We start from the raw sequence: 21,951 nt of genomic DNA, 5'->3' as shown, positions 1-21,951 counted from the left end.
TCCGCCTAGAACGTCTGCTTGTCGCCCGGGCTCAGCGGGAAGACCTGCGTCGTCGTCTGGCCGAGCGCCGCCTGGTACTCCTGGGGCGTGCCCTTGAGCACGGGGAACGTCCCGTAGTGGAACGGGATCGCGAACTTCGGCCGGAGCATCTCCTTCGTCGCGTAGGCCGCGTCGCGCGGGTCCATGACGAAGAAGCCGCCGATCGGGAGCATGACGAGGTCCGGTTTGTAGTAGTCGCCGATCAGCCGCATGTCGCCGAAGAGCCCCGTGTCGCCCATGTGGTAGATCTTGAACCCGTTCTCGAGCTCGACGATGAAGCCCGAGGGCTCGCCGGCCGCATAGGTCGTCCTCTTCTTGGTGACGGGGTCGGTGACGGTGACCTCCGACGAATGCTCCGCGCGCACCTGGGTGATCGTGATCTGCGGGCCGAGCGGATTCACGCGCCCGCTTTTGCCGAAGTTCACCGCCTTCTCGGGAGCTACCCAGCCGAGATCGACCATCCTCAAGCCGAGACCGACCGGGCTGAGCACCATCGCCCCGGTGCGCTCGGCGAGCTCCTTCACGTCGGTCGTGTGATCGAAGTGGCCGTGGGTCGCGAGGATCACGTCGACCTTGCCGAGCGCGTCGAGGTTCTTGAAGCCGGGCGGGGTCTTGGGGTTGGTGGTCATCCAGGGATCGATGACGATGACCTTGCCGGTGAGCGTCGTGATCTTCGTCGTCGACTGCCCGAGCCACTGCACCTCGATCTTCGACGTCTGCGCCCAGGCGGGCTCGGTCGCGAGCGAGTAGGTGAGCGCCCCGGCGGCCAGCTTCAGGAAGTCGCGTCGCTCCATCTCCATGGCCCGTTCCTCCCGTGGGTGGGAAAGCTGCAAGACGTTATCACGAGCGCGCAGGGGCGGTAAGGCCCTTACGCCGAGGAACGACCGCCAGCGCCCGCCGGTTCCTGCCGCGCCGCCGCGTTGCGGAGCCTCGGCGATTCTGCTACCGTCCCCGCGTAGCTCGCGCCCCGGGATGCCCCGACGGGCCCAGGGAAGGCGGTTGAAAGCCGCCGCGACCCCGTCACTGTAATCGGGGACGAAACCCGCGAGAGCCACTGGCCGCGAGGCCGGGAAGGCGCGGGGAGTAGGACGATCCGAGAGCCAGGAGACCTGCCCGGGCGCGCACCTCGAAAACCGGTCTTCGCGGGAGGACCCGGGAGTGGCTTCATCGCTCTTCGTTCTCGGCGGGGCGCGCAGCGGCAAGAGCCGCTTCGCCGTCGCCGCCCCCTCGCTCCGCGGGCGCGTCGCCTTCGTCGCGACGGCGCGCGCCGCCGACGCGGACATGGCGCGACGGATCGCACGCCACCGGGCCGAGCGGCCCCGGCAATGGACGACGGTCGAGGAGCCCCACGAGCTCGTGGCCTGCCTCGGCCGGCTCGAGGGCGCCTACGACGCGCTCGTCGTGGACTGTCTCACGCTCTGGGTCTCGAACCTGATCCAGCGCGGCGACGGCGACGACGCGATCCTCGACGAGGCCGAGGCCCTCGGGAAGCTCGTCGGCCGCCGCGCCTCGACGCTGACGCTCGTCTCCAACGAGGTGGGCGCGGGCGTCCACCCCGAGACGGAGCTCGGGCTCCGCTTCCGCGACCTCCTCGGCTTCGTCAACCAGCAGGTCGCCGCCGCGTGCGACCGAGTCGTCCTGATGGTCGCGGGCATTCCGGTCACGCTCAAATCCGCCACCCCGCCGTCGGGGCCCGGGAGGGACTCCAGTGCTGTCCAGTCTCCTTAGCTCGATCGTCGCTCCGCCCGCGGAGCTCGCGGCCGCGGCGCAGCGTCACCTCGACAGTCTCACCAAGCCACCCGGGAGCCTCGGGCGCCTGGAGGAGCTCGCGCTTGGGCTCGCGGTGCTGCGCGGCGGCGCGCCCGCCGTCGACCGGCCCGTGATCTTCACCTTCGCGGCCGACCACGGCGTCGTTGCGGAGGGCGTGAGCGCCTATCCCCAGGTCGTGACGGCGCAGATGGTCGAGAACTTCCTGCGCGGCGGCGCCGCCGTCAACGTGCTCGCGCGGCAGGCCGGAGCGCGCGTGGTCGTCGCCGACTTCGGCGTGGCGAACCCGATCGGCCGCTCGCCCGAGCTCCGCTCCTGCCCGATCGCGCCGGGCACCGCGAACATGACGGCGGGCCCCGCGATGACGCGCGCGCAGGCCGAGCGCGCGATCGAGCAGGGCGCGCGGCTCGCCCTGGAGGCGATCGACGGCGGCGCCGACCTGCTCGGCACCGGCGAGATGGGGATCGGCAACACGACCGCGGCCAGCGCGATCACGGCGGCGCTCACCGGCGCCCCGCCCGAGCGCGTGACGGGGCGCGGCACCGGCGTGGACGACGCGGTGCTCGCGCGGAAGGTCCACGTCGTCGCGCGGGCGCTCGAGGTGAACGCGCCCGACCCGCGCGACGGCCTCGACGTGCTCGCCAAGGTCGGCGGTTTCGAGATCGCGGGACTCGTGGGCGTGATCCTCGCGGGCGCGTCCCGCCGCGTGCCGGTGGCGCTGGACGGGTTCATCTCGGGCGCCGCGGGGCTGGTGGCGGTCACGCTCGCGCCGGCCGCGCGCGGCGCGCTCTTCGCCTCGCACCGCTCGGCCGAGCCGGGCCACGCGGCGGTGCTCGCCTACCTCGGTCTCGAGCCCTACCTCGACCTGGACATGCGGCTGGGCGAGGGGACGGGCGCCGCGCTCTTCGTCCACCTCGCGCGCGCGGCCGCGCGCATCTGGAGCGAGATGGCGACGTTCAAGTCGGCCGGCGTCACGGACAAGAGCTGACATGGCGCGCGCGATCGTGATCGGCGGCGTCGCGACGGGCGTCGGCAAGACGACGGTCACGCTGGGCCTGCTCGAGGCGCTCCGCCGACGCGGCCTCCGGGTCCAGGCGTTCAAGGCGGGCCCCGACTTCATCGACCCGGGCCTCCACGAGCGAGCGACCGGGCGTCCCTCCTACAACCTCGACGGCTGGATGTGCGGGCGCGAGCGCGTCCTCGCGTGCGTCGCGCGCCACGCGGCGGACGCCGACGTCGCGGTCGTCGAGGGCGTGATGGGCTGCTTCGACGGCGTCGAGCCCACGAGCGAGGCTGGGTCCACCGCGGAGCTCGCGAAGTGGCTCGGCGCGCCCGTCGTGCTCGTCCTCGACGCGTGGGCCCAGGCGCGGAGCGCCGCGGCGGTGGTGCGCGGCTTCGAGGTCTTCGATCCCGGGCTCGACGTCGCGGGCGTGATCGTGAACCGCGTGGGCGGCGAGGCGCACGGGCGGCTCGTGCTCGACGCGATCCGGGCCGGCTGCCGCGCCGTGCCCCTCGGCGCGCTCGCACGCGACGAGTCGCTCACGCTGCCCGAGCGTCATCTGGGCCTCGTCACGGCCGTCGAGGGCGCGCTCGACGCCGAGAAGCTCCGGCGCCTCGGCTCCGCGGTCGAGGCGTCCATAGATCTCGGCCGCCTCCTGGCGCTCGCGCGCGTCGCCCCGCCCCTCCTGGATTTGCCGGGAGAGGGCAGGTCCCCGAGTGAGTGTCTTTCCGAACGGAGGGGGCCCGCCCGCTCTCGAGCCGTCCGAATCGGCGTGGCTCGCGACGCGGCGTTTCAGTTCTACTACGCCGAGAACCTCGACCTGCTGCGCGAGGCCGGGGCCGAGCTCGTCTTCTGGAGCCCGCTCGCCGAGCCCGAGCCGCCCGAGGTGGACGGCCTCTACCTCGGCGGCGGCTATCCCGAGCTCCACGCGGCGCGGCTTGCCGAGAACGCCTCGGCGAGGAAGGCGGTGCGCCGGCTCGCCGAGGCGCGGCGGCCGATCTACGCCGAGTGCGGCGGCCTCATGTACCTGGCGGAGAGCCTCGAGGACGCCGACGGCGTCGCGCATCCGATGGTCGGCCTGCTTCCCGCGCGGGTGAGCATGCGGCCCCGCCGCATGGCGCTCGGCTACACGGAGGTCGCGTTCACCGGCGAGACGCCGCTCGGGCCGGCCGGCGCGGCGGCGCGCGGCCACGAATTCCATTACTCGACCCTCGGTCCGGTGCCCGAGAGCGTCGAGCGCGTCTACCGGATCGCTCAGCGCCGCGGGGAGCACCGCGCCGAGGGCTATCTGATCGGCCGCACGCTCATGAGCTACGTCCACCTCCACTTCGCCTCGAACCCGGCGCTCGCGCGCGCGTTCGTCGCCGCGTGCGCGGGATCCCGCGCATGAGGCGCGCGGTCTGGGCGCTCGCCCTGCTGCCGGCGCTCGCGTCGCCCGCGGCCGCGCTCACGGTGCCGGACATGCTCGGGCGCGCCGTGGAGCTCGCGGCGCCGCCCGCCCGCATCGTCTCGCTCGTCCCGAGTGTGACCGAGACCCTCTTCGCCCTCGGCGCCGAGGACCGTCTCGTCGGCGTGACCGACTTCTGCGACTACCCGCCGGCCGCCCGCCGCAAGCCGAGCGTGGGCGGCATGGTGAACCCGAACCTCGAGGTCATCGTCTCGCTCCGGCCCGACCTCGTCGTCGCGACGACGGAGGGGAACCGCGAGGAGACGTTCGCCCAGCTCCGGCGCCTCGGGATCCCGACGTACCTCGTCGCCGCCCACCGCGTCGCTGACGTCACGGCCCTGATCGCGCACCTGGGCGAGCTCACCGGCCGCCGGGCCGCGGCGGAGGCGCTGAGGGCGCGGCTCGATCGGCGCGTGGAAGCGGTGCGGCGCGCGGTCGCGCCGTACAAGCGCCCGCGCGTCCTCTACGTGCTCTGGCCCGAGCCCCTGATCGTTCCGGGCCGCGAGGCGCTCGTCACCGAGCTGATCCGGCTCGCGGGCGGCGACTCCGTCAGCGCTGCCGAAGCCGACGCCTATCCGCGCTACAGCCTCGAGGCCGCGGTGGCGAAGGCGCCGGAGGTGATCCTCCTCGCCAACCACGGCTCGAACACGGGCCCGGTCGAGCGCGAGCGCTGGGAGCGGCTCGCGGCGCTGCCGGCGATCAGGGCGGGGCGCCTCGGTCAGGTGGACGGCAATCTCCTCCACCGCTACGGCCCCCGGGTCGTGGACGGGCTCGAGCAGCTCGCGCGCGCGATCCACCCGGAGGCCTTCAGGTGAGCCAGCGCGGCCGGCTCCTCGTGCTCCTCGGCGCGCTCGTGGCCGCCCTCGCGCTCGCGGGCGCGGTGGCCCTGTTCCTCGGGAGCGCCGGGCTCCCGCCGCGCGCCGTGCTCGCCGCCGTGACCGGGCGCGCGCCGGCGGCGTCGGTCGAGAGCGTCGTCACCCTGTCGATCCGGCTCCCGCGCATCGCCGTCGCGATCCTGGCGGGCGGCGCGCTCGCGGTCGCGGGCGTCGCGTTCCAGGCGCTCACGCGCAACCCGCTCGCCGAGCCGTCGGTGCTGGGCGTCTCCGGCGGCGCCGCGTTCGGCGTCGTGATCGGCCAGAGCGTGGGGCTCGGCCCGGGCCTCCTCCAGGCGGCGGGGCTCACCGCGTTCGCCTTCGCGGGCGCGCTCGCCGCCGCCGGCGCCGTGTACCTCATCGCCGCCGCGGGGCGCGGCCTCCAGATCCAGACGCTGCTCCTCGCCGGCGTGATCGTCGGGATCTTCTTCTCCGCCGCGATCACCGTCGTCGTCTCGCTCCTCGACGTGAACCGGCTGGGCGGCGTGATCCACTGGCTCCTCGGCAACCTCGCGCCGATCCCGCCGCGGCCGCTGGCGCTGTTCGCCGCGCTCGCGGCCGTCGGCTTCGGGCTCGTCCTGGCGCGCGCGCGGGAGCTCAACCTCCTGGCGCTCGGCGAGGAATCGGCCCGGCAGCTCGGCGTGGACGCGGAGCGCCTCAAGCTCGTCATCTTCGTCGCCGCGGCGCTGCTCACGGCGAGCGTGGTCGCCTTCGCCGGGCCCATCGGCTTCGTCGGGCTCGTCGTGCCCCACGCGCTCCGCATGCTCGTGGGGCCGGACAACCGCCTGCTCGTGCCCGCGTCGCTCGTGGGCGGCGGCGTCTTCCTCCTCGCCGCCGACACGGTCGCGCGCAACATCGTGACGCCGGCCGAGCTCTCGGTCGGTGTCATCACCTCGCTCTGCGGCGCGCCCGTCTTCGTCTGGCTCCTGCGCACGCGCTACCGGGGAAGCGTGTGAGGCCGCCGCTCGTCGAGCTCCGCGGGGTCGGCTTCGCGTATCCCGCCGCGGGCGAGCGGCGGGCGCGCCCGTTCAGGCTCGCCGACCTCGCGTTCGAGATCGGCGAGGGCGAGATCGTCGGCGTGATCGGCCCGAACAGCGCCGGCAAGACCACGCTGATCCGCCTCCTCACGCGGGTGCTCGAGCCCGCCGCGGGCGCGATCGTCTTCGAGGGGCGCCCGCTCCGGCGCTGGGGACGGGACGCGCTGGCGCGGCGGGTCGCCGTGGTGCCCCAGGGCGTGCCGCGAGAGTTCCCGTTCACGGTCGAGGAGCTCGTCCTGATGGGGCGCTATCCGCACGCGCCGGGCCGCTACTTCGAGGACCCGGCCGACCGCGCGATCGCCCGCGCCGCGATGGAGGCGACGGGCGTCGCCGACCTCGCGGCGCAACGGCTCGAGAGCCTCAGCGGCGGCGAGCGCCAGCGCGCGGTCGTGGCCCGGGCGCTCGCCCAGGAGCCGCGGCTCCTCGTGCTGGACGAGCCGACGGCTCACCTCGACCTTCGCTATCAGGCGGAGTCGGCGGCGATGCTACGGCGGCTCAACCGCGAGCGCGGCGTCACCATCCTGCTCGTCTCTCACGACCTGAACCTCGCGGCCGAGGTGTGCGACCGGCTCCTGCTCATGGCCGAGGGCCGCCAGGTCGCCGTCGGCCCGCCCGAGGCGGTGCTGCACGAGGCGCTCCTCGGGTCGGCGTTCGGCTGCGAGGTGACGGTGGACAAGCACCCGACGACGCGCCGCCCGGTCGTTCAGCTCACGTGGCGGGTCGACACACCGGGCGTCGGGCGAGGCGACACCGCGACGACGAAAGGAGGACGAGCCAGAGCAGCTTCGAGCGAGTGAGCGAGCTCCGGGTCCGAGGGAAGCCGGTGAGAAGCCGGCGCGGTCCCGCCACTGTGAGTGGGGAGCGCGCGCCCAGACGAAGGCCACTGTCCGCCAGGCGGATGGGAAGGCCGGGCGCGGCGCGACGATCCACGAGCCAGGAGACCTGTCCGGAGCGACGACTTCCAACCCTTTCGCGGAAAAAAGGAGTGAAGCGATGCGATGGAGGCTTCTGATGGCGTGGGTGGCGGCGCTGGCGGCGTCGGCGACGGTCGGGACGGCGGCAGCCCAGGAGACGAAGAAGCTCGAGCCCGTGGTGGTGACGGCGACGAAGACGGAGGCGCGGGTCGGCGAGCTCGGCATGAGCGTGACGGTCGTGACCGAAGACGACTTCAAGACCTATCACTATCCGAGCGTGGACGAGGCGCTGCGCAACGTGCCGGGTGTCGAGATCCGGCGCTCCGGCAGCTTCGGCAAGACGACGGGCATCACGATCCGCGGCGCGAACACGAAACAGGTCCAGGTCCTGGTGGACGGCGTCCGTGTGAAGAGCCCGACGCTCGGCGAGGTGGACCTCTCCGACCTCTCGCCCGACATGATCGAGCGCATCGAGATCATCCGCGGCGCGCAGTCGACGCTCTACGGCGCCGACGCGATCGGGGGCGTGATCAACATCATCACCAAGAAGGGGAAGGGCCCCTTCTCCGGGTACTTTTCGCAGGAAGCCGGCAACTACGACACCTACGCGACCCGCTCCGGGTTCTCCGGCGCCTGGGGCCCCTTCGATTACGCGCTCGGCGCCTCGCACATGGAGTCGAACGGCCATTTCAAGAACGACGACTCGGACCAGAACGCGCTGAACCTCCGGCTCGGCGTCTCGCTCCCGTACCGGAGCTCGATCGGCTTCACGCTGCGCTACAACCGCACGGAGACGGGGCTCCCCGTGAAGTTCGTCTCCACGAACTTCGGCCCGCTGCCGATCGACCCGGTCATCGACAACAACAACCGGAACATCAGCGAGACGTACGTGATGACGCTCGCCGGCAAGACGCGGCCACTCCAGTGGTGGGAGACCGAGCTGCGCCTCGGGAAGTACAACAACACGAACACGTTCATCGACCTCCCCGACCGGGCGGACGAGTGCCCGTTCCCGCCGTGCGAGTTCCCGTCGCGGATCAAGGTGGAGCGGCGGGAGGCGGAGTGGCTCAACCGCTTCTTCATGGGGTCGTGGTCCACGAGCACCTTCGGCCTCGAGCTCCGGGGCGAAGAAGGGCACCTGCGGCCGGGCGCTCCCGGCTCGCCGACCACGCCCTTCGACGCGCACAGCCACACGACGGCGGGCTTCTTCGAGGAGCAGCTCCGGTTCTGGGAGCGGCTCTTCTTGTCGGCGGGCGTCCGCGTGGAGGACAATAGCATCTTCGGCCGCAACACCACCGAGCGCGGCTCGCTCGCGTACGTGGTGAAGGAGTGGGGGACCCGCATCCGCGGCGGCGCGGGCTCGGGCTTCCGCGCGCCGACCTTCAACGAGCAGTTCTTCCCCGGCTTCTCCGACCCGACGCTCAAGCCTGAGGTGAGCTTCTCCTGGGACGCCGGCGCCGACCAGCGCCTCTGGGCCGACCGGGTGCGCCTGGGCCTGACCTACTTCAAGACCGATTTCGAGAATCTGATCGGCCTGGTCTCGATCGCGACGCCGCCGTTCGTCAAGGGCGTCAACTCGGGTAAGGCGCGCGCCCAGGGAATCGAGTTCACGTCGGAGACGGACCTGCTCGACAACCTCGTGGCCTCGGTCAACTACACCTACACGAACAGTCTGGTGCTCGCGACGCGCCACCCGATCCCGCGGGAGCCCGACAACCGCTGGAATATCGGCCTCACGTGGGAGCCCGTCAAGCGCCTCTCGCTCTTCACGCAGGTGCACGTCGTCACCCGGCAGTTCGACGCCGGCGGGGGCGGGGTGTACAACACCGGCCACACCCGCGTCGACGTCGGGGGCACCTACCGGCTCGTCGACCGCTACGGTTATCTGCAATCGCTCGACCTGACCGCGCGCATCCAGAACCTCCTGAACGAGCGGTACTCGGAGGTGCGCGGCTTCCCCGCGCTCGGCCTGACCGCGCTCGCCGGGCTCCGGGCCGCGTTCTGATGGACGGCGTCGAGGTCGCCGTCGACCGGGAGGCCGTCGTGGTGACGGCGCGCGCGGCGCTCACCGCCGTCTCCTCGGCGCTGGTCGGCGGCGGCCTCGGCGCGGCGCGGGCGATCGTGAATCTCCACGTGCCGAAGGACGTCGAGCCCCACGACGTCGAGGCGCGGCTCGCCGCATTCGCGGCGCGCCGGGGCGTGCCCGCGCCGTGGATCGGGCTCCTCACGTCGGCGTGGACCGAGAAGGCCGAGGTCGCGGAGGCAGCCGGTCACGGCCTGGGCGTGCTCGCCGTCGTCACCGTGGGGCTCAGCAACCGCGTCGCCGCCGGCGTCCACCCGGCCGCGGTCTGGGCGTCCTCGACGATCAACGCGATCGTCGTCGTCGACGCGGCAGCCGAGCCCGCCGCGCTGGTCAACGCCGTCATGACGGTGACCGAGGTGAAGACGGCGCTCCTCGTCGCGTCGGGCGTGCGCTGCGCGGACGGCACGCCGGCCAGCGGCACCTCGACCGACGCCGTCGTCGTCGCGGCGACCGGCCGCGGGCGGCTGTGCCGCTTCGGCGGCCCCGTGAGCGAGCTCGGCTCCGTGATCGCGCGCGCCGCGCGCGCGGCGCTCACCGTCGGCGTCGAGCGCTGGCTCGCCGAGCATCCATGAGCCGGCCCAGACGGCTCGCGACGCTCGTGGCCTCGCTGGCGCTCCACGCGGCCGCCCTCCTCGCCGTGGTCCTGTTCGTCACGCGGGAGTCGGAGCTCGGCGCGCTCTACATCGATCTCACGCGCGGGGCGGACACTGAGGGGGGCGGGGCGATCGCGGCCGGCGGTGGCGCGCCCTCGGCGGCCGCCGGCGGCGCCCCGCGTGCCGTCGCGCGGACGGCGCGCGCGTCAGGCGCCCTCGAAGCTCTAGCGCCTCGCCACGCTCCGCCGGTGGCGCTCGAGCCATCGCCGCCGCGGGCGAGCGCCACCGAGCCCGCGGGCAATGGCGCGGTGCCCGGCGCCCCGGGAGGCGCCGGAGCTGTCGCGGCCGGCAGCGGCGTCACGTCGGCGGGCGCCGGCGCCCCCGGCGGAGTCGGCGTGCGCGGCCGCGGGATCGGCACGGCGCCCGACGTGAGCCGCGGCCTGGCGCTCGCCGGCCCGGGCACCGGCGGCGGTGCGCCGGGGGCCGAGTACGGCTCGTACCTCACGCGGCTCCGCGAGCGCATCCAGGAAGCGCTCCGATATCCGCCCGCCGCGCGGCGGCGCGGGCTCCAGGGCACGGTTGCGCTCGAGATCGTCATCCGCCCCGACGGCACGTTCGGTCTGGTCGGCCTCGCGGACTCCTCCTCTCACGCGCTCCTCGACGCGGCGGCGCTCGAGACGGTGCGGCGCCTCGCCCCGGAGCCGTTCCCGCCCGGCGTGCCGCCGCGCCACCTGCGCGTCCGCCTGCCGGTGGTGTTCACGCTCGAGTGACCGTATCCTCGTCCCGTGGACGAGGCCCCGCGGGACGACGCCGACCCGACCGGCGTCGAGCGCGAGCTCGACGGGACGGTCACCGCGTACTTCGACGTGCCCGTCGCCGGAGACGCGATCGAGCGGCTCCTGACCGGGCTCTTCACCGAGCATTGGGCCGAGGTGACCGTGGGCCCGCTGCTCGAGGGCGCGGCGTACGAGATCCGCTTCACGGCGCCGCCCAAGGTGACGATGCTCGACGGCTACCTCACCGTGGACCCCGGCGCCTGGCACTTCCACCTCTGCGTCGGCGAGCATCGCGGGACGCGGAGCCCGGAGCTCGCGCGCCTGCGCCGCGTCGCGCGTGCCGCGTTCTTCCGGACGGACGGCGGCTCGTGCGCGCCGACGACGTGGGGGCTCCGGCTCTGGAACGGGCGCGGCGAGCAGATGATCACGGTCCTCTTCCCGAGCCCTCACTTCGACGCCGAGGGCCGGCGTCTTCCGGCGCCCCGCTGGGAGAAGACGGCGCTCTGGCGGGAGCTCCGGCGCCGCCACGCGGCGCCCGGGCGCTAAGCGCTCGCCGTGCCCGCGCCGCCCGGCACCGACCCCGACGCGCTCCCGTTCGTCCGCGACAGGACGGCGTAGATCGCCGGCAGCACGAGCAGCGTGAGCGCGGTCGACGAGATCAACCCCCCGACGACGACGCGGGCGAGCGGCCGCTGGATCTCGGAGCCGATCCCCTGGGAGAGCGCGGCCGGCAGGAAGCCGACGATCGCGACGATGCCCGAGACGACGATCGGGCGGAAGCGAATCTCGCAGCCCCGGACGATCGCATCCCTCATCGGGAGGCCGTCGCCGTACGCTTGGCGGATGGACGACACGAGCACGACGCCGTTGAGCACGCTCACGCCGAAGACCGCGATATAACCCACGGCCGCCGAGATGTTGAAGTGGGTCCCCCAGGCCCAGAGCGCGAGGGTGCCGCCGATCAGGGCGAAGGGGAGGTTGAGCATGATCAGAAGGGCGTCTCCGACGGAGTTGAAGGCGCCGAAGAGCAGGACGAAGATGATGAAGATGACGAGCGGCACGATGACGTAGAGGCGCGCCAGCGCCCGCTGCTGGTCCTCGAATCGCCCGCTCCAAACGAGCTGGTAATCCTCGGGCAGTGTCACCGCGGCGTCCACCTTCCGCATCGCCTCGGCGACGAGGCTTCCCATGTCACGCTCGCGAACGCTCCACTTGACGGCGACGCGGCGGCTGTTGCCCTCGCGCATGATCTGGGCGAGCCCCTCGGTCTTGCTGATCTCGGCGAGCTGGACCACCGGGATCCGCTCGCCGCTCGGCGCGCTGACGGCCAGGCGCCTCAGGGCCGCCAGCGGGTCGCCGTCACGTGCGACGCGGACCGCCAGGTCGAAGCGCCGCTCGCCCTCGAAGATCTGCGTGACGCTGCGTCCCTTCGTCGCCGCCTCGATCACGTCCTGGACGTCTTGGACGTTGATGCCATAGCGCGCCACCGCCGCCCGGTCCACCACGATCTGGAGCTGCGGCTGGCCGACCAGATGGTCGTAGTCGAGGTCGGTCACGCCGCGGATCCCGTTCAGGACCGCGACGATCTCCTTCGCCTTGGCTTCGAGTGCGAACACATCGGGGCCGTAGATCTTGATCGCCAGCTCGCCCTTCACCCCGGCGAGGGCCTCGTCCACGTTGTCCTTGATCGGCTGCGAGAAGTTCGTGGTGATCCCGGGAATGGCCGCGAGCGACGCCGTCATCGCCTCGATCAGCGTGTCCTTGTCCTTGACCTTCCACCCCTCCCGCGGCTTGAGGCCGATGTAGAACTCGCAGTTGTCGGGACCGTTGGGGTCCGTGCCGTCGTCGGGCGCGCCGAGCTGTGAGACGACGACGCGCACCTCCGGGAACGTCTGCAGGCGCTCGCGGATCTCGTGGACGTAGGGGCGTGCCCCCTCCAGGGAGATCCCCACGGGGAACTTGACCCGGAGCCAGATGTCGCCCTCGTCGAGCTCGGGGAGGAACTCCTTGCCGAGGAGAGTGAAGACCAGGAGCGCGATCGCCAGGGCGGCGCCGGCGCCGAGGATCGGGACGAGCGGTCGGCGGACGCACCAGCGGACCGCGGGCAGGTAGGGACGCCGGAGCCATCTGAGGAGCGGACTCTCGCGCTCGGACGGCGGGCGACGAAAGACCAGGCTGCACAGGACGGGAATCAGCGTCAGCGTGAGCACGAGCGATCCGATGACGGCAAGGGAGATCGTGACGGCCATGGGGCGAAAGAGCCGGCCTTCGATCCGCTGAAAGGTGAGGATCGGTCCGTAGACGGTCATGATGATCAGCACGGCGAACGTGAGCGGGCGCGCGACCTCGACCGCGGCGTGCTGGACCTCGCGAACGACCCGGGACCCGGTCGCCTTTCGCTCGCTCAGGTGACGGATGATGTTCTCCGCCATGATGACGGCGCCGTCCACGATGATTCCGAAGTCGATCGCGCCGAGCGAGAGCAGGTTGGCCGGAATCCCCCTGAGGTCCATGAAGATGAACGCAAACAGGAGCGACAATGGGATCGTCAGGGCCACGATGAAGGCGGCGCGAAGGTCGTAGAGGAACAGCGACAACAGCACGATCACGAGCGCGGCCCCCGATACGAGGTTCTCCATGACGGTCGTGACCGTCGTCCGCACGAGCCGGTCGCGGCTGTAGTACGGGCGCAGCTGCACGTCTCCCGGCAGGAGTTTCTGGAGCTCGGCGATCTTCCGCTTGGTGCCCTCGATCACCTGGCCGGGGTTCTCCCCTTTGCGCATGAGCACGATGCCCTGGACCAGATCGTCGTCGTGATCGCGCCCGAGCACGCCGAAGCGGATCGCGTGGCCGATGCCGACGCGGGCGAGGTCGCGCACGCGGATCGGCGTGCCCTTCTGGGCGGCGACGACGACGTTCTCGATGTCGTCGACCGACTGGATGAGACCGATCCCGCGCACCATGAGGGCATACTCGCCCTGGGGGACGTAGCTGCCGCCGGCGTTCGCGTTGTTGCTGGCGACCGCGTCGAAGACTTGCTTGAGCGTCAGGTTGTACGCGCGGAGGCGCTCGGGATCGACCGTGACCTGATATTGCTTGATGCCACCCCCCCAGGAGACGACGTCCACGACCCCGGGGACCTTCCGGAACTCGCGCTCGAGCACCCAGTCCTGCAGCGCCTTCAGCTCGACGAGCGGTAGCGTTTTCGACTCGAGCGTGTAGCGGTAGATCTCGCCGATGACGCCGGAGAGCGGGCCCAGGCCCGGCTTGGCGTCGGAGGGGAGCGCCGCCTGCACCAGCCGCTCCTGCACCTGCTGGCGGGCCCAGTAGTTGTCGGCGCCGTCGCCGAAGACGACCCGGATGTTGGAGAGGCCGAAGTTCGAGATGGACCGGAGGAAGGTCACATGGGCGATGCCATTCAGCTCGTTCTCCAGCGGGATCGTGATGTAGCGCTCGACCTCCTCAGCCGCGTGGCCCGACCACAGCGTGATCACGTCGACCTGGACGTCGCCGACGTCGGGGTACGCCTCGATCGGCAGGCGGTAGAAGGACACGATCCCGCCGACGGTGAGGAGCAGCGCGAGCGCCAGCGTGATGAATCGCTGGCGGAGGGCGAACGCGATGACACGCGTGATCAGTGGCGACGCCTCCTACGCCCCGGCGAGCGCCGGCGGTTCGGTCGGTCGACGGGCGAGCACGGCGTAGACGGCGGGCAGCACGAGGAGCGTGAGAGCCGTCGAGGAGATCAGGCCGCCGATCACGACGCGGGCGAGCGGGCGCTGGATCTCGGAGCCGATGTCCTGCGACAGCGCAGCGGGCAGGAAGCCGATGATGGCGACGATCCCGGAGACGAGGATCGGGCGGAAGCGGAGCCCGCAACCGCGGACGATGGCCTCGCGCGTCGCCAGCCCCTCCGCGCGGGCCTGGCGGATCGAGGAGACCAGGACGACGCCGTTCAGCACGCTGACGCCGAACACCGCGATGTAGCCGACGGCGGCGGAGATATTGAAGTTGGTCCCCCAGAGGAAGAGCGCGAACGTGCCCCCGACGAGTGCGAAGGGCAGGTTGAGCATGATGAGGAGCGCATCGCCGACGGAGTCGAAGGCGGCGAAGAGGAGGATGAAGATGATGAAGATCACGAGGGGCACGATGATGTAGAGGCGCGCGAGCGCTCGCTGCTGGTCCTCGAAGCGGCCGCTCCAGACGAGCTGGTAGCCCTCCGGCAGCTTCACGGCCGCGTCGACCTTCTGCATGGCCTCGGCCACGAGGCTTCCCATGTCGCGCTCGCGGATGTTCCACTTGATCGCCACGCGGCGGACGTTGCCGTCACGCAGGATCTGGCCGACGCCCTGGGCGCGCGTGATCTCGGCGAGCTGGGTCAGCGGAATGCGCTCGCCGCTGGGCGCGCTGACCGTGAGGTTCCCGAGTCGCGTGAGCACGTCGCCCTCGGGCGCCGCCACGCGCACGGCCAGGTCGAAGCGCCGCTCGCCCTCGAACAGCTGGGTCACGATGCGCCCCTTGGTCGTCGCTTCGACCATCTCCTGGATGTCCTGGACGTTGATGCCGTAACGGGCGGCGGCGCGGCGATCCACCACGATCTGGAGCTGCGGCTGGCCGACGAGCTTGTCGTAGTCGAGGTCGACCACTCCGCGGACTCCCTGGAGGACATCCGCGATCTCTTTGGCCTTGGCTTGGAGGACGAACGGATCCGGGCCGAAGAGCTTGATACCCAGCTCGCCTTTGACCCCCGCGAGCGCCTCGTCCACGTTGTCCTTGATCGGCTGCGAAAAGTTCAGCGTGATCCCCGGGATCGCGGCGAGCGACCGGCTCATCGCCTCGATGAGCCGGTCCTTGTCCCGCGTGACCCACTCGCCGCGCGGCTTGAGGCCGATGTAGAACTCGCACGTGTCGGGACCGTTCGGATCCGTGCCGTCGTCGGGCGCGCCGAGCTGGGAGACGACGGTGCGGACCTCGGGAAAGGTGAGGAGGCGCTCGCGGATCTCGTGGACGTAAGGGCGTGCGCCCTCGAGCGAGATCCCGACCGGAAACTTCACGCGGAGCCACAGGTCCCCCTCGTCGAGCTCCGGCAAGAACTCCTTGCCGAGCAGCGTGAAGACGAACAGCGCCACGGTGAGGAAGCCGGCGGCGCCGAGGATCGGGAGGCTCGGGCGTCGGAGGCACCCGCGCACGGCCGGCAGGTAGAGGCGACGCAGGACGCGTAGGATCGGGCTCTCGCGTTCCGACGGCGGGCGCCGGAAGAGGAGACTCGCCAGCACGGGGATGAGGGTGAGCGTCAGGAGGAGCGAGCCGACCACCGCGAGCGAGATCGTCATGGCCATCGGGGTGAACAGCTTGCCCTCGATGCGCTGGAACGTGAGGATCGGCAAGTAGACCGTCATGATGATGAGCACGGCGAAGGTGAGCGGCCGCGCGACCTCGCTCGCCGCGTGCTGGATCTCACGAACGACCCGGTGGCGCGTCGGCCGGTGCTGGGCGAGGTGGCGGACGATGTTCTCGGTCATGATGACGGCACCGTCCACGATGATGCCGAAGTCGATCGCACCGAGCGAGATCAGATTCGCGGGGATGCCGCGGACGTCCATGAAGACGAACGCGAAGAGGAGCGAGAGCGGGATCGTGAGCGCCACGATGAACGCGGCGCGGACGTTGTAGAGGAAGAGGGAGAGGACGACGATGACCAGCCCCGCGCCCTCGATGAGGTTTCGCATGACCGTCGTCACCGTCGTCTTCACGAGGCGGTCACGGCTGTAGTACGTCTTCAGCTCGACGCCCGCCGGCAGGTTCCTCTGGACGTCGGCGAGCTTCTTCCTGACGCCGTCGATCACCACACCGGGGTTCTCCCCCCGGCGCATGAGGATGATGCCCTGGACCAGATCGTCGTCGTGATCGCGCCCGAGCACGCCGAAGCGGATCGCGTGGCCGATCCCCACCGTCGCGATGTCGCGGATCATGACCGGCGTGCCCTTCTGGGCCGTGACGACGACGTTCTCGATGTCGGCGAGCGACTGGAGGAGGCCGATGCCGCGGACCATCAGGGCGTACTCGCCCTGCGGGATGTAGCTGCCCCCGGCGTTCGCGTTGTTCGCCGTGACGGCGTCGAACACCTGCCGCGGCGTGAGCTTGTAGGCGCGGAGGCGCGCGGGGTCCACCGTGATCTGGTACTGCTTGATGCCGCCGCCCCAGGAGACGACGTCGGCGACGCCGGGCACCTTGCGGAACTCGCGCTCCAGCACCCAGTCCTGGAGCGCTTTGAGCTCGACGAGGGGCATCGTCTTCGACTCGAGCGTGTAGCGATAGACCTCGCCGATCACGCTGGCGAGCGGGCCGAGCTGGGGCTTCGCGTCCGAGGGCACCTCGGCCTGGAAGAGACGCTCCTGGACCTGCTGGCGTGCCCAGTACATGTCGGTGCTGTCGGTAAACAACACGCGGATGTTGGAGAGCCCGAAGTTCGAGAAGGAACGGATGAACGCGACGCGCGCGATCCCGTTCAGCTCCTTCTCGATCGGGATCGTGAGGTAGCGCTCGACCTCCTCGGCGGCGTGGCCGGGCCAGATCGTGATGACGTCCGTCTCGACGTCCGTGACGTCGGGATAGGCCTCGATCGGCAGGCGGGAGAACGAGACGATCCCCCCGACCGTCAGCAGGAGCGCCATGGCCAGGGTGATGAAGCGCTGGTGCAGCGCGAAGGCGATGATCCGTGCGATCACGTCGTCGCCGCGCCGCCGATCATTTTCCGGACTTCTTGAGGAGGATGCCCCCCGAGGTCACGACCAGATCGTCCGGCCCGACGCCCTCGATCACCTCGGCCAGCCCGTCAAAGGTCGCGCCCAGCCTGACGGGACGCCGCGTGTAAGCGTCCCGGCCCGTCTGGACCAGCACGAATGTCTTGCGCTCCTCGGTGTGGACCGCGCTCTCCGGGATCGCCAGGACTCGGCTCGTCCCGGTCCCGATCGCGACCTTGACGAACATCTCCGCCTTGAGCGCGCGGCCGCGGTTCGGCACGACGGCCCGGACCTTCACGGTGCGCGTCTCCTTGTCCACCGTGTCGCTGATGTAGCTGACGCGGCCCTCGTAGCGGTCGCCCGGGCAGCACGGGAGCGTGACCGTGACCGCCTGGCCGAGCCGCACCTTCGGCACGTCGGGCTCGTAGACGTCGGCGACGACCCACATCGTGGAGAGGTCCGCGATGACGAAGAGGTTGAGCGGCGTGTCGGACTGGCCGTACGCGACGACCTGACCGGGGGCGACGTTGCGCTCGACGATGATCCCGCTGCGGGGCGCCGTCACGACGATGCGGGTGGAGGCGTCGGCGCGGGCCGCGACCGCCTCGAGCTGCGCCGGGGGAACGCCGAGCGTGCGGAGGCGCGACGCGGCGCGCTCGCGCTCGGCGATGGCCTTGCGCCAGTCGTTCTCCGTCTCGCGGATCTCCTTCTGGGCGATCGCCCTGGCCTCGAATAGCTCGCGCGCGAGGTCGAGCGCCTTCTGGGCGCGCTCGACGTCGGCGGCCGCCTTCGCATAGTCGCTCTTGGCCTGGCCGAGGTCGGGGCTGTCGAGGACGAAGAGGCGCTGGCCGGACTCGACGAGGTCTCCGGGTCGGGCGAGGACCTCGACGACGCGGCCCGTGAGCGGCGCCTGCACGCGCGCGAGCTGCTCCTCATTGAACTGCGCCTTGCCGCTCGTCTCGATGGCGGTCGCGCGCGTCTTGTACTCGGGATGCACCGTCTTGACGACGGGCGGCGCGTGGGCCGCGGGCCCCGGCGCCGCGGGCGGCCCCGAGCTGGCGTCGCCGCAGCCCGCGGCGAGCGCCGCGCCGAGGAGGAGGAGCAGGAGCCGCGTCGGCATGCTAATTCCCCAGGGGACCGCCGACGGCGGCCTCGAGCTGATACACCGCCGTCCAGTAGTTGCCGAGCGTCTTCAGATATTCGAGCGAGGTCTCCCGGTACGTCCGCTGGGCGTCGAGGAAGTCGAGCAGATTGACGCCGCCGCGGCGGTAGGCGAACTCCATCGTGTCGCGGGCCTTCTGCGCCTTCGGCAGGTAGGTGTCGCGGAGGGCGACCAGCTTGGCGCGCTCGGTCGTGAGCGCGCCGAGCGCCGTGTCCACCTCCGAGAGCGCCTGGACGGCGACCGCCTCGCGCACCGCGTCCGCCCGATTCACCTCGGCGCGGGACCGCGCGATCTCGCCCTGGTTCCGGTCGAAGATCCGGATCGGCACGCTGAACCCGAAGCCGAACGTCTGCTCGTTGGTGTCGGTGCGCTTGTACTCGAGCTGCGGCGTCACGTCCCACCACGCGTTCGCGCGCGCCAGGCTCACGTCGGCGCGCGCCCGCTCGCGGGCCGCCTCCGCCGCGCGGATGTCCGGGCGGTTCTCGAGCGTCAGCCGGTAGAGATCGCCGCGGGTCGGCGCGAACTCCTTGAAGCCGAGCTCGCCCTCGACCTCGAAGTCGTCGGCGATCCGGTCGGCTCCGGCGACGGCGCGCAGCGCGATCCTGGCGACATTCGCCGCCTGGCGCGCGTCGGCCGCGTCGCGCCGGAACTGGTAGGTCTGGACCTCGATGCGGAGGAGCTCGAGCTCGGAGATGTCGCCCTTCTCGGCCCGCAGGCGCTGGACCTTCTCGACGTCCTCGAGCGCCTTGAGGTTCTGCTCGGCGAGCGCGAGCGCGGCCCTGGCGGTCAGCACGTCGGTGAACGTCTTCTTGACCTGGAAGACGACCTGGCGCCGCACGTCCAGGAGCTCGGCCTCCGTGACGCGCGTCCGCGCCCGGGCGCTGTCGAGGCGCCGCCCGCGCTTGCCGCCGAGCTCGATCGTCTGGCCGAGGGTCGCGGTCTGCTCGATGTAGCTGTTGCTGGCGCCGTATTTCTCGCTCGTGTACGAGCCGGTCGGGTTCGGGATGAGCCCCGCGGTCACCTCGCCGGCGCGCGTGGACTCGAGCTCGAAGCCCTTGGCCCGGAGCGTCGGGTTCTCGCGCAGGGCGAGGTCCACCGCCTGGTCGAGTGTCAGGCGCCCGAGGCGCTCCTGGGCACCCGCCGGCGGGCAGACGGGCAGCAGCGACAACGCGGAGACCACCAAGAGCACTCGGACCATGACCCTCCCCCTGAACGTGGAGCGAACGACCGGAACGACGCGCGCGGAGCGTTACGTGGGGGCCGGGACGTCGAGCGAGGAGCGGGCGAGGGTGACGCGGAAGGCGAGCGCGGTGGGCGGGCCCGCCACGGCCGCGGCGAGGCCCGTCGCGCGCTGGACGCGGAGCGAGACGTTGACGCCGCTCACCGCGGGGAGGTCGAGGTCGATCCCGAACTGCCCGGGGCCAGCGAGGTGCGTCCGCTTGATGTCGTGGCTCGACTCCGCCGGGTGGGGCGGCGCGACCGCCCGCATCGGCGCGACGGGGAAGTCCGACCCGTCGATATCGAGCACCTCGAAGAGAATGAACGAGAACACGAGCGTCACGCAGACGAGGTAGAACGCCAGCAGCACCGTGGACGCGCGACCGACACGGGTGCGACGCACCATGCGCCGGATTATCCCACAGGTGCGCGTCGATTCGACTATCATCGTCGCCGCGCCAATGCCGGTCAATGTGACGGAACCATGAGCGCGCCGGCGCCCTGCCTGATGGTCCAGGGGACGGGCTCGGGCGTGGGCAAGAGCGTCCTCGCCGCCGCCCTCTGCCGCCTCTTCGCGCGCGCGGGGTATCGCGTCGCCCCCTTCAAGTCGCAGAACATGGCGCTCAACGCCGCGGTGACGGCGGACGGCGGCGAGATCGGACGGTCGCAGGCGGCGCAGGCCGAGGCGGCCGGCGTCGAGCCGAGCGTGGACATGAACCCCATCCTCCTCAAGCCCGAGGCCGACGACCGCTCGCAGGTCGTCGTGCGGGGCCGGGCTGTCGGCACCATGGATTGGCGGGCGTACGTGAAACTTTTACCCGAGCTCCTACCGATCGTCGGCGAGAGCCTGGCGCGTCTCCGGCGCGCCCACGACCTCGTCGTCATCGAAGGCGCGGGGAGTCCCGCCGAGATCAACCTCGCGGCGACCGAGATCGTGAACATGCGCATCGCCCGGCTCGCCGACGCGCGTGTCGTCCTCGTCGGCGACATCGACCGCGGCGGCGTGTTCGGAGCACTCGTGGGCACGCTCGCGCTCCTCGATCCGGCCGACCGCGCGCGCGTGGGCGGCTTCGTCGTGAACCGGTTCCGCGGCGACGTGGCGGTGCTCCGTCCGGGGCTCGAGGAGCTGACCGCGCGCACGGGCGTGCCCGTGCTCGGGGTCGTGCCGTGGATCCCCGGCCGGCTGGCGCCCGCCGAGGACTCGCTCGATCTCGACTCGCTACGCGAGCCCGCGGGCGGCGAGAGCGCGGCGATCGAGATCGCGGTCGTCAGGCTCCCGCGCCTCGCGAACTTCGACGACTTCGAGCCGCTCGCCGAGGAGCCCGGGGTCCGCGTGCGCTGGGTCACGACGCCGGCCGAGCTCGGCGCGGCCGATCTCGTCGTCGTGCCCGGGAGCAAGAGCACGGTCGCGGATCTTGGCTGGCTCAGGGCGACGGGGTTCGCGGCGGCGATCCGCGGCGCCGCGGCCGCGGGACGCCACGTGCTCGGCGTCTGCGGCGGCTTCCAGATGCTCGGCGAGGCCATCCTCGATCCCGAGGGCGTCGAGTCACCGGCGCCGTCCACGCCGGGCCTCGGCCTCCTGCCGGCGGTGACGACCTTCTCGCCGTCGAAGACCACCGTGCGCGTGCGCGCGCGCGTGGCGGGGACGCCGGGGCCGTTCGCCGCCGCGGCCGGCAGCGAGGTCACGGCGTACGAGATCCACGCGGGGCGGACGCGCCCGGCGCCTGGCGCGCCCCCGCTCTTCGCCGTCGTCGAGCGCGGCGGCGCGTCCGCCCACGACGCCGACGGCGCCGTCAACGCCGCGGGGAACGTCGCCGGCACCTACCTGCACGGCCTCTTCGCCAACGACGCGCTCCGCCGCGCGCTCCTCCGTCACCTCGCGGCGCTCAAGGGAAGCGCGCCCGACGGGCGCTGGGGCGCGCCGCGGGGCGATCCTTACGAGCGGCTCGCGCGCGTCGTCGGCGGGGCGCTCGACCTCTCCGCCGTCGCGAAGCTCGTCGGTCTCGCGTTCCCGAGAGCCTGAGCCGATTCTCTACGCGGTCGTGGTCCTGCTCTCCGCCGTGGCGCTCGACCTGGCGTTCGGCGATCCGCCGAACCGCGTCCATCCGGTCGCGTGGCTCGGTCGGGCGCTCGCCCTCGGCGGTCGCGCGCTGCGGCGCGGCGGCCCCGCGGCGCTCCTCGGTGGCGGCGCCGTCACGGCGCTGGGCGCGGCCGCGCTCGCGGGGCTCGGCGGCTTCGCCGTGAGCGCGCTCGCGGCGCGGCTCGGCCAGGCGGGCGCGCTCCTCGAGGCGGGGGTGCTC

18 protein-coding genes and 2 riboswitches are annotated in these 21,951 nt (G+C 72.0%); of the genes, 12 read left to right on the top strand and 6 right to left on the bottom strand.

Going from position 1 to position 21,951, the window contains the following annotated elements:
- Nucleotides 1–5 precede the first annotated feature (5 nt).
- Nucleotides 6–839 carry a metal-dependent hydrolase gene (locus VKG64_01190; protein ID HKB23639.1) on the bottom strand — a complete coding sequence of 278 codons (834 nt, stop codon included), beginning with the start codon at nt 837–839 and terminating at the stop codon, nt 6–8.
- Between the two features lie 188 nt (nt 840–1,027).
- A riboswitch (cobalamin riboswitch) is annotated at nt 1,028–1,150 on the top strand.
- A 47-nt stretch (nt 1,151–1,197) separates the two neighbouring features.
- Here VKG64_01190 and cobU point away from each other — a divergent pair.
- The 10 genes from cobU (at nt 1,198) to VKG64_01140 (ending at nt 11,074) form a co-directional block, all read left to right on the top strand.
- Complete coding sequence (gene cobU, locus VKG64_01185) at nt 1,198–1,767, top strand: bifunctional adenosylcobinamide kinase/adenosylcobinamide-phosphate guanylyltransferase (GenBank protein HKB23638.1); 570 nt, start codon at nt 1,198–1,200, stop codon at nt 1,765–1,767.
- Complete coding sequence (cobT, locus tag VKG64_01180; protein ID HKB23637.1) at nt 1,748–2,794, top strand: nicotinate-nucleotide--dimethylbenzimidazole phosphoribosyltransferase; 1,047 nt, start codon at nt 1,748–1,750, stop codon at nt 2,792–2,794. The genes cobU and cobT overlap by 20 nt, the downstream gene beginning before the upstream one ends.
- A gap of 1 nt (nt 2,795) precedes the next feature.
- Entirely contained in the window at nt 2,796–4,196 is a 1,401-nt protein-coding gene (locus VKG64_01175; GenBank protein ID HKB23636.1) for a cobyrinate a,c-diamide synthase, read from the top strand.
- Complete coding sequence (locus VKG64_01170) at nt 4,193–5,068, top strand: cobalamin-binding protein (protein ID HKB23635.1); 876 nt, start codon at nt 4,193–4,195, stop codon at nt 5,066–5,068. The genes VKG64_01175 and VKG64_01170 overlap by 4 nt, the downstream gene beginning before the upstream one ends.
- Nucleotides 5,065–6,081: an iron ABC transporter permease gene (locus VKG64_01165; protein ID HKB23634.1), complete on the top strand. Its 1,017-nt coding sequence runs from the start codon at nt 5,065–5,067 to the stop codon at nt 6,079–6,081. Before VKG64_01170 ends, VKG64_01165 begins: the two co-directional genes overlap by 4 nt.
- Entirely contained in the window at nt 6,078–6,959 is an 882-nt protein-coding gene (locus VKG64_01160) for an ABC transporter ATP-binding protein (GenBank protein HKB23633.1), read from the top strand. Before VKG64_01165 ends, VKG64_01160 begins: the two co-directional genes overlap by 4 nt.
- Nucleotides 6,960–6,975: 16 nt before the next feature.
- Nucleotides 6,976–7,106: riboswitch (cobalamin riboswitch) on the top strand.
- Nucleotides 7,107–7,155: 49 nt separating this feature from the next.
- Entirely contained in the window at nt 7,156–9,081 is a 1,926-nt protein-coding gene (locus tag VKG64_01155; protein HKB23632.1) for a TonB-dependent receptor, read from the top strand.
- A complete protein-coding gene (locus tag VKG64_01150) occupies nt 9,081–9,731 on the top strand; it encodes an adenosylcobinamide amidohydrolase (protein HKB23631.1) in 651 nt (216 codons plus the stop codon). The genes VKG64_01155 and VKG64_01150 overlap by 1 nt, the downstream gene beginning before the upstream one ends.
- Nucleotides 9,728–10,522 carry an energy transducer TonB gene (locus VKG64_01145; protein HKB23630.1) on the top strand — a complete coding sequence of 265 codons (795 nt, stop codon included), beginning with the start codon at nt 9,728–9,730 and terminating at the stop codon, nt 10,520–10,522. Before VKG64_01150 ends, VKG64_01145 begins: the two co-directional genes overlap by 4 nt.
- A gap of 15 nt (nt 10,523–10,537) precedes the next feature.
- On the top strand, nt 10,538–11,074 hold the full coding sequence (locus tag VKG64_01140; GenBank protein ID HKB23629.1) for a hypothetical protein: 537 nt from the start codon (nt 10,538–10,540) through the stop codon (nt 11,072–11,074).
- Here the strand turns inward: VKG64_01140 and VKG64_01135 are convergent.
- From VKG64_01135 to VKG64_01115, 5 genes are read right to left on the bottom strand one after another with little or no spacing between them, the layout of a single operon-like run.
- Nucleotides 11,071–14,151, bottom strand: coding sequence for a CusA/CzcA family heavy metal efflux RND transporter (locus tag VKG64_01135; GenBank protein ID HKB23628.1), 3,081 nt, complete (start codon nt 14,149–14,151; stop codon nt 11,071–11,073). The two genes, VKG64_01140 and VKG64_01135, sit on opposite strands and share 4 nt — an antisense overlap.
- A gap of 27 nt (nt 14,152–14,178) precedes the next feature.
- Complete coding sequence (locus VKG64_01130; protein HKB23627.1) at nt 14,179–17,256, bottom strand: CusA/CzcA family heavy metal efflux RND transporter; 3,078 nt, start codon at nt 17,254–17,256, stop codon at nt 14,179–14,181.
- A gap of 19 nt (nt 17,257–17,275) precedes the next feature.
- Nucleotides 17,276–18,391 carry an efflux RND transporter periplasmic adaptor subunit gene (locus tag VKG64_01125; protein HKB23626.1) on the bottom strand — a complete coding sequence of 372 codons (1,116 nt, stop codon included), beginning with the start codon at nt 18,389–18,391 and terminating at the stop codon, nt 17,276–17,278.
- A gap of 1 nt (nt 18,392) precedes the next feature.
- Complete coding sequence (locus VKG64_01120) at nt 18,393–19,631, bottom strand: TolC family protein (GenBank protein ID HKB23625.1); 1,239 nt, start codon at nt 19,629–19,631, stop codon at nt 18,393–18,395.
- Nucleotides 19,632–19,682: 51 nt separating this feature from the next.
- On the bottom strand, nt 19,683–20,057 hold the full coding sequence (locus tag VKG64_01115; GenBank protein ID HKB23624.1) for a hypothetical protein: 375 nt from the start codon (nt 20,055–20,057) through the stop codon (nt 19,683–19,685).
- 78 nt (nt 20,058–20,135) lie between these two features.
- Between VKG64_01115 and VKG64_01110 the strand changes: the two genes are divergently transcribed.
- Nucleotides 20,136–21,674 (top strand): cobyric acid synthase, encoded by a 1,539-nt coding sequence (locus VKG64_01110; protein ID HKB23623.1) that lies wholly within the window; start codon nt 20,136–20,138, stop codon nt 21,672–21,674.
- A 19-nt stretch (nt 21,675–21,693) separates the two neighbouring features.
- A partial coding sequence (locus tag VKG64_01105) for a cobalamin biosynthesis protein (protein ID HKB23622.1) occupies nt 21,694–21,951 on the top strand: 258 nt, incomplete at its 3' end.

Source organism: Candidatus Methylomirabilota bacterium (assembly GCA_035260325.1).
Taxonomy (GTDB): domain Bacteria; phylum Methylomirabilota; class Methylomirabilia; order Rokubacteriales; family CSP1-6; genus AR19.
This window is presented reverse-complemented; position numbering and strand designations above follow the sequence as displayed.